This window comes from Nostoc sp., assembly GCF_041747015.1.
Classification (GTDB): Bacteria; Cyanobacteriota; Cyanobacteriia; order Cyanobacteriales; family Nostocaceae; genus Nostoc.
This window is the reverse complement of sequence record NZ_JBGTFY010000257.1, coordinates 1-13,336: the sequence shown is the minus strand read 5'-3', so window position 1 is coordinate 13,336 and position 13,336 is coordinate 1. Positions and strand designations below refer to the sequence as shown.

The 13,336-nt window shown below is 39.9% G+C and carries 8 protein-coding genes; 6 read left to right on the top strand and 2 right to left on the bottom strand.

All coding sequences use genetic code 11. The features are described 5' to 3' along the window. Window positions 1-117: 117 nt before the first annotated feature. Both ACEW80_RS21160 and ACEW80_RS21155 read right to left on the bottom strand, forming a co-directional pair. Window positions 118-873: a hypothetical protein gene (locus tag ACEW80_RS21160; protein ID WP_373528479.1), complete on the bottom strand. Its 756-nt coding sequence runs from the start codon at window positions 871-873 to the stop codon at window positions 118-120. Window positions 874-1,137: 264 nt separating this feature from the next. Beyond that, window positions 1,138-8,238 (bottom strand): AAA family ATPase, encoded by a 7,101-nt coding sequence (locus ACEW80_RS21155; protein ID WP_373528478.1) that lies wholly within the window; start codon window positions 8,236-8,238, stop codon window positions 1,138-1,140. A gap of 185 nt (window positions 8,239-8,423) precedes the next feature. Here ACEW80_RS21155 and ACEW80_RS21150 point away from each other — a divergent pair, with 185 nt between their 5' ends. From ACEW80_RS21150 to ACEW80_RS21125, 6 genes are all read left to right on the top strand, one after another. Next, window positions 8,424-9,164, top strand: a complete 741-nt coding sequence (locus tag ACEW80_RS21150; RefSeq protein WP_373528477.1) for a cytochrome c biogenesis protein CcdA — start codon at window positions 8,424-8,426, stop codon at window positions 9,162-9,164. A gap of 31 nt (window positions 9,165-9,195) precedes the next feature. Continuing rightward, window positions 9,196-10,605: a cytochrome c biogenesis protein gene (locus ACEW80_RS21145; RefSeq protein ID WP_373528476.1), complete on the top strand. Its 1,410-nt coding sequence runs from the start codon at window positions 9,196-9,198 to the stop codon at window positions 10,603-10,605. 553 nt (window positions 10,606-11,158) lie between these two features. Continuing rightward, window positions 11,159-11,761 (top strand): hypothetical protein, encoded by a 603-nt coding sequence (locus ACEW80_RS21140; protein ID WP_373528475.1) that lies wholly within the window; start codon window positions 11,159-11,161, stop codon window positions 11,759-11,761. Window positions 11,762-11,829: 68 nt separating this feature from the next. After that, window positions 11,830-12,438, top strand: a complete 609-nt coding sequence (locus tag ACEW80_RS21135) for a hypothetical protein (protein WP_373528474.1) — start codon at window positions 11,830-11,832, stop codon at window positions 12,436-12,438. A gap of 344 nt (window positions 12,439-12,782) precedes the next feature. Continuing rightward, the gene (locus ACEW80_RS21130; protein ID WP_373528473.1) at window positions 12,783-13,010 is read left to right on the top strand and encodes a type II toxin-antitoxin system Phd/YefM family antitoxin; all 228 of its coding nucleotides are present in this window, start codon (window positions 12,783-12,785) and stop codon (window positions 13,008-13,010) included. Beyond that, window positions 13,010-13,336: type II toxin-antitoxin system VapC family toxin (locus tag ACEW80_RS21125; protein ID WP_373528472.1), on the top strand; the 327-nt coding region annotated here is incomplete at its 3' end. The genes ACEW80_RS21130 and ACEW80_RS21125, both read left to right, overlap by 1 nt.

The following is a 13,336-nucleotide window of genomic DNA, read 5'->3' as shown; positions in this document are numbered from 1 at the left end:
CGCTCCTGAAGGGGACTTGACGCCACGCTCACGTGAGCTAGATCAAATTCTTCGTTTAGCCGCCTAGACCACCAGTTGCAACTTTTTGATACTTAGCTCAGGAATTTAATTTCTGGGTCAATTTCTGCAAAAGTATAGATTTAGGGAGTTTTTAACATAGTTAATATAGTCTAATATTAGCTCTCTATCTAAATTTGATGCTATTATTTTTGGGTGTCTTTCTAGTAAAAATTTGCCAAAGATACGAAGATAACGTAGTTTATTGTAAGCAGTACTTCCAGTATGAATAGCTAGTTGGTATTTTATGTAAGACCGAACAGGTTTAAAAAGCCAATGTCCTTTTAATTCTGTAAAGTCTAAGTTACCTTCCCTTCCATTGTGCTTTGGGGTTATCTTGTTAATATTCCAAACATCTTTGTCGTATTCATCTCTAGTATCATAGAAATCTTGTAAAAAATTATAAATATAAATTAACACATAAACTCTTTGGTCTTTACTCTTATAAAATTGTGGTTCTCCATATTTGTTACAAGTGCGTGATGTCGTAGAGTAAAGCTTGCCTTGTTTTTGGAAATAATCTGTTAGCTTTGAAACCAAATAATCAATAGACATCTCTATAATTGATTTGTCCTCAACAATTAACTTGCTGCCTCCAAGAAAATCGATTACATCTTTTACAACGTTATTCACATGGACTGTTGCCCATGACCATTCATAACTTTTCATTTTTGTATACAGAACAAACTTTAATTCCGTTTTTACAATATACAGATAGTTAGAGAAATTCAAGATAAGTGAAGTCCTGTCTTTATCAATGAGTCCATATTCCTCAATATCTTCCCAACCTTCTGCCCCTGCTATTACTGCCAACATGGAAATTGTAAACCTGTGGCTTTTCAGGTGCAAGTTCTATTGCAAATAAAAAAACATCACCTTGAATAACATAGTTCATACTTCATAGTATACAGAATGTTTCTTAGATAGATATCGAAGGTATATCAGAACTTATCCGTTGTTGTACCAATATAAACCAGCTTCACTCATTATCTGCCTCCCAATCAAAATGTGACATATCCAACGACACCACCAGAATCAATCTCCCAAAACAAAGCATAATCAAGCTTTCTCCGCTAGATATTATTCAGATTTTTGCCATTGGCTTAATGACGCGATCGCTTTCACCAATTCCTCTGGATCTACAGGCTTGGAAATATGCAGTTGAAATCCCACAGCGATCGCTTGCTGATGATCTATCTCACCAGCATAAGCAGTTAAGGCGATCGCTGGAATTGTCCCTCCTTGCTCTGGCTTCAGACTCCTCACCTGTCGCATCAGCATATAACCATCCATTTCTGGCATACCGATGTCGCTGATCATCAAATTTGGCTGGGATTGACTCAGCGCAGTTAAAGCTTTAACGGCTGAGGCTACAACTATTACCGTTGCACCATACTGCTCTAGCATAAAGGGCAAAAACTCTCGCATATCTGCATCATCATCTACTACCAGAATCTCTAAACCAGATAAGGGTAAAGATTGATCTCTCACAAGTGAGGAGTTATCTGTTGCATCCTTGATTCCTTTGGTTTCATTCTGTAAACATGGTAGTCTGACGGTGAAAGTTGCTCCTTGATTTTCACCTAGACTTTCTGCCTGAACAGTCCCCCCGTGCAGCTCTACAAGATGGCGGACGATCGCTAATCCTAAACCTAAACCGCCAAATTTTCGAGTTGTGGCACTATCTGCTTGACGGAAATAATCAAAGACATAAGGTAAAAACTCAGGTGCAATCCCTTTGCCTGTGTCAGTTACGCAGATTTGTAGCTGTGAGCCAACTTGCTCTAATTTAATCTTTACTTCTCCCCCAGTGGAAGTAAACTTAATCGCATTGGAAAGAATATTCCAAAAGACTTGTTGCAATCGATTGGCATCACCTAAAACTTGCCCTACACCAGATTCAATAATTATCAAAATTGGGATGGACTTGGCTTCTGCTGATAAACGTACTGTTTCGATCGCAGCTTCAATGACCGATACTAAATTAATCCGGTTGAAGTTAAGGTTAAGTTTACCCTGAAGGATACGGGAGACATCGAGCAAATCTTCAATCAATTGAGTTTGTAACTTGGCATTGCGTTCAATGGTTTCTAGGGCGCGATCGCTTGTTGCTTGGTCAAGTTTGCGACTCCGCATCAGTTTTGCCCAACCCAGAATCGGGTTAAGGGGTGTTCTCAATTCATGGGAGAGGACGGCTAGAAATTCATCTTTGACCCGGTTTGCTGATTCAGCAGCGTTTCGTGCCGTTCGTTCGGCTTCGTAGAGGTAAGCACGAGCGATCGCTTGGGCGCATTGTTGAGCAAGAGCTAAGATAAACGCTTGATCTTCTCCACTAAGTAGTTGAGGTTCGGCAAATCCTAAAGTTATACCACAAACTGCCCCACCTTCTATGATCAATGGAATAGAAATCCAGGTTTCAAAGTCATATTGGGCGTAAACTTCAGCCAGATGAGGGTAACGAGCTACTCGATTTTTTGTTGCTTGAGCCCAAATAGGTTGTCCAGTTCGCACGGCTTCTGCTAAGGGAGAGGGTGAATCTATGGGAAAATTACGCCAAGTATTTATTAAATCTTGCTTATAGCCAACCGCTCTGACAATTTCCAATTCAGTTTTACTTTCATTCACCAAAGCGACGAGGGCAGAACTGGCTCTCAAAGCAGCTATGCTCTGCTCGACAATGACTTCAGATACTTGGGCTGGTGTCAGCAATTCTGAAAGAGCAGCCGTGATCGATTGGAGACGAGCAATCCGCTCCAGCGCTCGCTCTGCTATTTTTTGGGCTTGCTGCGCTTCCTGGTAAAGGCGAGCATTATCAATGGCGATCGCTGCTCGATGAGCAATATCTTCCGCCAGTGACAAATCAGTTGTGCTGTAACGACGTTCTGATTCAGCAGTCACAAAGGAAATTGCACCGAAAATTCGTCCGCGTGCCGCCAAGGGCAAGATGATACAGGACTTTAAACCAAGTTTACGCAGAATCCGCAGATATTCTGGATCTTGGATGGCTGCTGCTAGGGCTGCATCTGAAATTTCAGCTACCATTTCAGCAATTCCTGTACGCAGTACTTTCGGCACACCTTCAGACGCATCTAACTTTTTGGGATAACGTTGATCAAGTTCCCAGGCAAGTTTAACTTTCTCTGGATCACGGTGGGCAACTGCTACCCGATTAATTGATTGATTGTCTTGCAGGAGATCAACGGCACACCAATCGGCAAAGTAAGGCACAACCAGGTTTGCCACGCTTGTTAGGGTGCTTTCATAATCGAGGGAAGAGGCGAGTGTTGCACTGACTTGAGCCAAAAATGCTGCTCGTTGCTGATCGGCTTCTGCTTCCTGTCGGGCGGTTTGCTCTTGGATTAATTGGATACGTTCGGCTTCAGATTGTTTGCGATCTGTAGTATCAAGCACAACACCACTCATGTGTGTGGCTTTACCTTCTTGATTGAAAAAGGCTTTTCCCCGGCAAGCTAAATAACGGATACTGCCGTCATCCCGAATAATTCGATATTCTAGATTATGCTCGACGCGATCGTTAATTGCTCGACTCAACGATTGAACCAACAATCCCTGATCATCTGGATGCAGACGAACTAAAATTGCTTCGGAGGTGGCAATAAAGGTTTCAGGTGTCAACCCAAATAGTTGATAAACCTGCTCATCCCAGTAAAACTGATCATTAGCAATATCCCAACTCCAAACCACAATTTTACCAGATTTCAAGGCTAGGTTAAGTTGTTCTTTGCTGTCTTCTAAACCTTGATAAAGACGGGCATTTTCTAGAGAGATCGCAATTTGAACTGTCAAAATTTCCAGTACAGAAAGTTTATCATGTGTAAAAGCACTGGGGATAAAATTGTTTTCTAAGTATAAAATACCAAGTAATTTTGACTGACGAGCGATCGGCAAACAAAGTACAGATTTCGGTTGCTTTTGGATTATATACTCGTCTTCCGAAAACAGATTTTGCTCACTGGCATTATGCAAAATCACTGTTTCTTGAGTTCGCTGAACATAATTCAGCATTAATTGCGGAATAACTTGTGAAATTTCAGTCTCTAATACAAGTCGAGAAACATTGAGATTTTCTGATTGAGGATTAACTTTAGCTTCTACTTCGATTACTAGATTTTCCTGGTGAGCAAGTAATAAATAACCGATTTCTGCTCCAGTTTGCTCGATTACAATCTGCATTAATGTCTTCAATAACCGAGAAAAAACAATTTCACTAGATATGGTTTGAGACGCTTTAACGACTGATAGAAAATCTAGGTGTTCACCCGTACTAAAAAACGTTTCGTTAGAGACAAGCTGTTGTTGTGGTAATAGCTGAGGATAGCACTCTTCTAGCTGCTTGATTTTGGCAGATGCCTCCCAGCGCAGATAGGCATTTTTAGCTTCTTGTAAGTAAGTTTTGGCAATTAATTCAAACTTCTGCTCCAAGTAAAACTTAGCGGCTAGCTCATTAGCTAAAGCTTCATATTGCACAAATCCCTGCTCACGCGCTGAAGCAATTGATTGCTCATATAGGCGCATTGCTTCTAATTCCCGGCCTTCAATCCGAGCTATTTCAGCAGCTACTAATTGAGACTTGTGTAAGAAATTAGCAGGGCAGTTGTTAGCCCAGTATTGCAATTGATGCTGATGCAATTCTAGGGTTTGCAAAAATTGTTTTTGCTCTTGAGAAGATACTGTTGGATAAAGAGCCGCAAGGGTTAGTGAGTAATATAAAACATAATCTGTCTCAATCGGTAATGCCAATATACTAACTGGAAAACTGGACAATTCCAAGGCACAATTCAGGGCTTCTGCATACTGTCGATATGTAAAAAAGATAATCAATTTAATAATGTGATAAAAAATAATTCCACTAACAAAACCTGAATCTGTAATAATAGACAGAGCCAGTGCTTCATCAAATCCATCATTACTTAGAGTTAGGTTATGGTGAGTGAGTCCCCGCAGATTCATTAGTAGCATCTGCTGTAATTTGATTGTCTGATAGACAGCCTCATGTTTAGACTGGCTGGCAAAGATGATGTATTTTTCCAGAGATTTGGATGTATCTGAAAGTGGAGAGCCTAACTGGATAATTTGCCAGGAGCTTTGATAGCCGTTGTAGTTTGCCATTGTTACATCACCTGCTTCCACACAGCCAATAAATCCCCGCTCTAAAAAGGGAATATCAGTGGCAATATGGTTACGCCAAACGTTGACATGACTTCCATGAATGTGCAGAACAGTTCCTTTAAGTTTCAAATCATTAAACTTTTCATTCAATTGAATTGTCATCTCAGAAAATGCGTAGCCTGTAGGAATATCATGAAAGATGGAAACTAACAACATGGCATACATACTGTAAGCGAAACAGGAATCTTCCGTATTACCAAACTTTAGTGAGTAGTTGACTGCTTTGAGTACAACTAACGGAAAGATATGGGGTCTGCTGAGATAAGTAGGGGGGCCTAGAGTCGTCAACAGACTAATCAGTGTTTTAATATTTAGGTCTTGAATGATCGGAGCATCAATTAAATCAGAGACTTGTCTATTACCTCGATTTGCTAATACCTGGTTTTTTTCAATTGCGATCAGCGCCGCATCTTCTACTTGCCCATTTAGATCAGGGAATGTCACCCCAAAAAGTTTTAAAGTTTCTAATCCCAATGTCAGCGCCTCTTCATACCTACCTGCAACTTCATAAAGTCTGATTTGCAGCATATAAATGTTGGCTTTTTCGATATGAGATTCTACTTTGAGCAATAAATTCTCAAATAACTCTTCCGCTTGTTCTAAATTTCCTGTTAAGAATTCACATTCAGCAAGTTCTCTAAATAGAGTAAATGTTTGTTCATATTGTTCAGTCCAGGCATTTGCAGCCAAAAGACTCATAGCAATGCTAAAAAACTTTTTCGCAGGGGTGTAAGCTGTAGAAGCTTTTGCTTTCTTACCAGCGATTAAATTCAATTGCATTAATTCATCTTTTTCTTTATATTCAATAATCAAATCTCTAGCGAGATTAAGTTGATTGACTAAATCAAAAATTTGCTCATTCACTTGTTCAGGACTAGCATTTTTGAGCAAAATTCGCCCAATCTTCAGATGAACTGTTGGCTTCGACTCATCGGCAATTAAGGAGTATGCAGCTTGTTGAATTCGGTCATGGTAAAAACGATAGTTTTTTTTAGCACTTTCATCTGATTCAATACAGATAATTAATCCTCTTAAAATGGCTTCGACAAGTGCGTTTGCAGTTTCCTGAATAGATTGTTCACTAGCGATCGCTAAAACTTCTAAATCAAAACGATTACCAATGCAAGAGGCTAATTTAAGCACCTGTTGAGTTGCTCTTGGCAGTTTTTGCATCCGCCCAATCATCAGATTAACAATATTATCTGTAATACCCTGAGCTTCAATCTGAGCTAGATCCCATTCCCAGACACAATATTGGCGATTAAAATTCAGCAGATTTTCTTGATGTAATGTTTTCAGAAACTCATTGACAAAAAAAGGATTACCATCAGTTTTTTGGCTAATCAATTGAGCAAGAGGTGCTGCTTGTTCTGCTGAAGTATGTAAGGTATCAGCAATCAACTGATTTACATAAGCAATATTCAATGGTGTAAGCAGAATTTCCGTTGTTCTTGCTCCATGCTGGCGAACCTTCTCGATCATCAAATTAAAGAGATGCACAACATCTACTTCGTTATCTCGATACGCCAAAATGAAGCAGAGATATTGGATATTCGAGCCAGTAATGATAGTTTGAATTAAATTCAAAGTAGCGCTGTCTGCCCACTGCATATCATCTAAAAAAACAGTGAGTGGATGTTCTTTTTGAGCAAAGACGTTGATAAAGTTCTGAAACACTAAATTGAATCGGTTTTGAGATTCGGCAGGCCCCAACTCTGGTATAGGAAGCTGTTCGCCAACGATTAATTCAACTTCGGGAATTACATCTGCGATTAGTCTACCATTGTTTCCTAATGCCGCTTGTATTCGCTTCTTCCAAGTAGCAAGTTGCTCTTTAGGCTCAGTTAAAATTTGTCGAACGAGTGTTTGAAAAGCTTGAACAATGGTGGAATAAGGAATATCGCGTTTGTACTGATCAAACTTACCACAGATAAAAAATCCGCGTTCTCTAACAATGGGCTTGTGAATCTCTTTCACTAGAGAAGATTTACCAACCCCAGCATAGCCAGAAACTAATACGAGTTCTGGTTTACCTTGGCTAAGAACTCGCTCAAATGCCTGTAAAAGCTTGGTAATCTCTTGTTCTCGCCCATACAATTTCTGGGGGATTTGAAAGCGTTCTGAGATATCTTGCTCACCTAAAACAAAAGACTGAATTTGGTCGGTTGTTTCTAATTGCTTTAAACACCGTTCTAAATCAAATTGCAAACCTAAAGCACTTTGATATCTCTGTTCTGCAACCTTTGACAGCAATTTACAAATGATGTCAGAAAGGATTTGAGGAATATTAGAGTTTAACTTTGTTGGAGATAGGGGAGATTTGGCAATATGACAATGCACCCACTCTAAAGGGTCTTTGCCTTGAAACGGTAGCTGACCTGTCAGCATCTCATAGAAGGTGACTCCCAACGAATACAAATCGCTGCGATGGTCAATTCCTTGATTCATCCGCCCAGTTTGCTCTGGTGACAGATAAGGTAAACTGCCTTCTATGCGACTGGAACTGCTAACCCTTTGCTGTTGGTATGGGATGAAGGCCGCAATTCTAAAATCGGCAATTTTCACCTCATCGGTTTCGAGGTTAATTAAGATATTTTGTGGCTTAATATCCTTGTGAACAATGTGATGAGTGTGGATTTGTGCGAGTCTACTGGTGATTTGAATAGCAATCTTTAGAAACGAGATAGGCTGTTGAAATTGTTCTCGCAACTGGTCGAGCGATCGCCCTTTAAAATCCTCTAAAATTAAATAAGGGATTCCCTGGTGCATCTCTAAGGCGTAGGCTTTGACAACGGCTGCGATGTTTAACCTTTGAGCGATCGCATATTCATGTTTGAGTTGCTCAATATTCTTGGGTGTACACTGTTCTGTACGTAGCCCTTTGATAATTACTGGGCACTGATCTTTGACCCTAATTCCACGGTAGATGACTGCTTTTACCCCTGCTTTTAACAAAGTGACAATTTTAAATCCGGGTAATGCAATCATCATGCTAAATACTCCTAATAGCCCTGCTTCTTCAGGGAGAATGAGAGATTAATTGTATTTTATATACATTTTCTTGGGTAGGTTAAATTTAGATGATATCAGGTTCGGCTAATTAGTTCTGCTGACTTCTAAACCCAAAGTAAGCTAAAATTAAATCAGAGTAAGCATTTGCCGCTTAGAAACACCCCATGTTTGAAACCCTGCAAACCCGACTTTACGAACTAGAACAATTTGCCAACGCCCTTGTTTCTAACCAACTGACGCACATTAGCGTGGTGAGTATTGGTATCATCTTTGCAGCGGGCTTGCTTACTAGTCTTACACCCTGTATGCTTTCAATGCTACCAATTACCATTGGTTATATCGGTGGTTATGAAACCAAAAGCCGCCTACAAGCAGCTGCCCAATCAACTTGGTTTGCTTTGGGATTGGCAACTACACTAGCAGGGCTTGGTATAGTAGCAGCTGTGGTGGGAAAAGTCTACGGTCAAGTGGGAATTGGTTTGCCGATTATCGTCAGCATTATTGCCATTCTCATGGGGCTAAATTTACTAGAAGCACTACCTCTGCAATTTCCATCTTTGGGCGAAACAAATTGGATTTCGCCAGATTTACCACCAGGATTGCGTTCCTATTTGCTAGGACTGACTTTCGGCGTAGTGGCATCTCCTTGTAGCACACCTGTTTTAGCCAGTTTACTAGGTTGGATTGCTAATACACAAGACTTAATTTTAGGCGCTGTTTTACTACTTTCTTACACAGCAGGTTACGTAGCCCCATTAATTTTGGCAGGTACTTTTACTGCTTCAATTAAAAAGTTACTGGAGTTGCGTCGTTGGTCTGGTTGGATTAACCCAGTTAGCGGGGCGCTGTTGGTAGGATTTGGGGTATTTTCATTAATTTCTCGGATTCCCCTTGGCAGTTTTTAAATAATAGTACACCGATTAACGGATGTGAATAATGACTATAGAAAATTCAGCGTCCAAAGAATTAAGGTGGTGGCAATTACCTGAGCAGTTTATCCGGCAGGAACTTTTACCTGTACTGACCAATTTACGACTAGCGATCGCACTACTGCTATTGATTGCGATTTTTAGTTCCACCGGTACTGTAATTGAGCAAGGTAAGTCACCAGGATTTTACCAGGCTAACTACCCAGAACATCCAGCTTTGTTTGGTTTCTTAACTTGGAAGGTAATTCAGGTAGTTGGGTTAGACCACGTATATCGTACCTGGTGGTTTTTGGCATTACTTATCTTATTTGGCACCAGCATAACGGCTTGTTCTTTTACCCGCCAGCTGCCAGCCTTAAAAACAGCCCAGCGCTGGAAATATTACGAAGAACCCCGACAATTTCAAAAATTAGCTTTGAGTGCAGAACTAGATACTGGTTCCCTAAATTCCCTAAACCCAATATTGCAGAACCGCCGCTATAAAATTTTTCAAGATCCAGAAAAACCAAATCTTCTTTATGCCCGTAAGGGAATAGTTGGACGCATTGGGCCAATTATTGTTCATATTGGCATCATAGCTATTCTGCTAGGGGGAATTTGGGGGGCAATGACTGGTTTTCTTGCCCAAGAAATGGTTGCCAGTGGCGATACATTTCAGGTAAAAAATATTGTAGATGCTGGACCTTTAGCAGCTAAAGTTTCTAAAGATTGGTCTGTGCGCGTCAATCGTTTTTGGATTGACTACACTTCATCTGGCGGCATTAACCAATTTTATTCAGATTTATCTGTCTTGAATAATCAGGGAAAAGAAGTTGACCACGGGAAGATTTTTGTTAACCAGCCACTACGCTATCAAGGCGTAACTTTCTACCAAGCCGATTGGGGAATTGCAGCCGTTCGTGTCCAATTTAACAACAGCCCAACTATTCAGTTACCGATGGCAAAATTGAATACCAACGGCCAAGGTGCTATGTGGGGAACTTGGGTGCCGACAAAACCGGATTTGAGTGAGGGTGTCTCTCTGCTAGCCAAAGACTTGCAAGGGATGGTATTAATTTACGATGTCAAGGGCAAACTACTTGATACTGTCCGCACTGGTATGTCTACCCAAGTCAATGGCGTGCAACTCAAAATTATAGATGTAGTTGGCAGCACTGGTTTACAAATTAAAGCTGATCCAGGCATACCAATTGTTTACTCAGGGTTTGGCTTACTAATGCTGGGTGTGGTGATGAGTTACTTTTCCCACTCGCAAATTTGGGCATTGCAAACAAGCGATCGCTTATATATTGGTGGTAAAACTAATCGCGCCCAAGTTGCTTTTGAACAAGAAGTTTTAGAGATTTTGGATCGCTTAAGTTTGCAGCCAAAAACTGAGGAGAAAGGCAGCACTACAGAATCTCTAATCACCACCTGAACAATTACTTTTACCCATTCAACGACTTTTAATCGCACAGGCGATCGCTATTCTCAAGAAAAACTTTACATTAGTGCTAGCTATTATAAGATGATGGCAGCACTTTCTTTTTGGTGTCATTTGATAAGTCAATACGGTTCAGTTAGCGCAAAAAACCTTAAGCTGCGTAGGTTGGGTTGAGGAACGAAACCCAACATTTAGGCAGGTTTGTTGGGTTGAGGCTTTGCGAAACCCAACCTACAATTTTCCTTAACTGAACCGTATTGTTTTATAAGTGATATAAAGCTTTCTCAAGTAATTCGCGCTAACTAGTCCAATCTGAGAATTGTCATACTCAAAATGATGAGAGTTAATACTAACGTATTAAAGAATAAGTTTATATACAACAACGCTTCAGATTACTTTTAAATAAAACTGATAAACTATCTACTACTCACTATTTAATAGTTAGATTCAAGTATTGACACAATGCTTTATCAATATTTTACTGAATTTTATATATTGTTAATTGTAAGCAAGTTACAGCATTGAAATTTACAGGTACAAGCCAATAATGACCCCTATTCAACTGATTTACAGCAACGTGTCTAAGTTTCAGTTTAGTATTTTAGTAGGCTTAATCTGCGCCTTTAGTGCTTGTATTAATTTCCCAGCAGTAGCTTTACCAGGGCAAGATGCTGAGAAAGTAATACTATGGTCACATGATCATCAGTTGATTGCTGGATTCATGCCTAGCATCAAATTACAAACGGCAGAACCCGATTTTTCCTCTACATCTAAGTGCCTTGGTAACCAGTTAAGTTTTTCAGTTTGGACACCTAATGGCTTGGTGAGCCAAGAACTCGTCGATTATCGATCTAGTGATACGTCTATCAATTTCGATCCGAAGAATTCCGCCGGAATTAATCTGATTCGACAAGTGTACGATTCTATGATCGCCCAAGATTTTGCTTCTTCCACCTTGATATATCAGAGAAACGATAACACTCTCAAACCTACTTTTTACCGAGGCAGGCTTTACGGATATATCACGGAACACTTTCGTGATCTGCGCGGGCATAGAACTCAGTATGTATCACAGCTAACAGTAGTGCCTCTCAGCCAACTAAAAAACAAAATTCAAATCGATAAAAAAACACCTAGTATTTCATTCTAATTGAGCAGTTGATATGGTAATAACTTAATTAAGACCATTTTTCGCTTCTTGATGCGATCGCCTAACTCATGAGCAGAGCCAGGATTCTCGACCCATCTGAGAGCTATACTTTTAGCAAGTATGCCGAATTAGCCTACGATAGCGCCGATATCCTAGCCGAATTTGGTGTTACCCTCAACAACATGGAACTTCAACTTCCACAGCAGTTACCAATTGATCCAGAACCACTGAGAACAGAACTGCAAGAAAATCTCACCTTAGTAGACCCTGCTTCCGAAATGGCTCGACGCGAAGCACTGATCTTTCCGATTCTCAAGACGGTTTGCAAGTACATTCAAGCACCACTTAAAATTGAGTATCCTGTCAGGGTAAGCAATTGGCTCAAAGGCAGTTTTGACTATTTCATTCCAACTCCTCAAAGTTTATTAGTAATTGAAGCTAAAAATGCCGATTTAGCCAGGGGTTTTACTCAGCTTGCAGTAGAATTGATTGCTTTGGATCAATGGACTGATTCAACAGTTCCAATGCTCTATGGTACTGTGACAACAGGGGATACTTGGAAGTTTGGTATTTTTCAGCGCCAAGAAAAAATAGTTTACAAAGATATCAATATATATACCGTTCCCAGGGATCTTAATTTGGTGCTTTCTGCTCTCTTTGGTATTAGTTTGAGCTAGACGGGTAAGTTCAAGGACGCAAGGAAAAGCGTAGGCGTAGCCCGTCGTAAACATCGCTATTCCCAAGAAAAACTTTACATTAGTGCTAGCTATTATGAGATAATGGCAGCACTTTCTTTTTGCTGTTTAAAAGTAGTATTGATAACGCATGAGGAATCTGCCAATGACAGCATCGGTAGAACAAAACTTCGATAAATTAGTCCAAATTCCGCCGTTAGAAAGTTTTAGCTGTGTTACAACAAAGATTGAATAGCAAAGAACATACAGATTTTGTGCAGCAGTTAGCAAGAAAGTCTCAGTGCTAATATAAAAACTTAGCAAACACAAAGCTAAAGGTAGTATTTATGCAGCAAATTACTCTCGCTGAAGCATCTCAAAAATTACCTGACTTAATTGAAGCAGCGCTCAGTGGCGAGGAAATCATTATTATCAAAGATAATCAACCTTTGGTAAGGTTAACTCCTGTGTCACCATTTCAACGTCGCCGTCAACCTGGAAGTGCAAAAGGTTTAATTACAATATCTGATGACTTTGATGAACCACTGGAAGATTTTAAGGAATATATGGAATAATGTTACTGTTGGATACACATACTTTTATTTGGTATGTGACTGACAACTCAAGACTTAGTAATCAAGTACTTGACTTAATTAATGATGAGAATAATGAAATTTTGCTAAGTATAGCTAGTTTATGGGAAATAGCTATTAAGCAGAATTTAGGAAAGCTTAGTTTTAATCAGCCATTTGAGATATTTATCACACAGCAACTCAACCTCAACAATTTTAGGTTACTCGATATCAAAATTAGCCACGTTGCTGTTGTTGCGGCACTACCTTTACATCACCGTGACCCATTCGACCGAATTTTAATTGCACAGTCGATAGTTGAAAATATA

What these genes read in the sequence shown, in the direction of transcription:
- ACEW80_RS21160 (WP_373528479.1), bottom strand. Translation starts at nt 873, where the DNA reads ATGTTGGCAGTAATAGCAGGGGCAGAAGGTTGGGAAGATATTGAGGAA.
- ACEW80_RS21155 (WP_373528478.1), bottom strand. Translation starts at nt 8,238, where the DNA reads ATGATGATTGCATTACCCGGATTTAAAATTGTCACTTTGTTAAAAGCA.
- ACEW80_RS21150 (WP_373528477.1), top strand. Translation starts at nt 8,424, where the DNA reads ATGTTTGAAACCCTGCAAACCCGACTTTACGAACTAGAACAATTTGCC.
- ACEW80_RS21145 (WP_373528476.1), top strand. Translation starts at nt 9,196, where the DNA reads ATGACTATAGAAAATTCAGCGTCCAAAGAATTAAGGTGGTGGCAATTA.
- ACEW80_RS21140 (WP_373528475.1), top strand. Translation starts at nt 11,159, where the DNA reads ATGACCCCTATTCAACTGATTTACAGCAACGTGTCTAAGTTTCAGTTT.
- ACEW80_RS21135 (WP_373528474.1), top strand. Translation starts at nt 11,830, where the DNA reads ATGAGCAGAGCCAGGATTCTCGACCCATCTGAGAGCTATACTTTTAGC.
- ACEW80_RS21130 (WP_373528473.1), top strand. Translation starts at nt 12,783, where the DNA reads ATGCAGCAAATTACTCTCGCTGAAGCATCTCAAAAATTACCTGACTTA.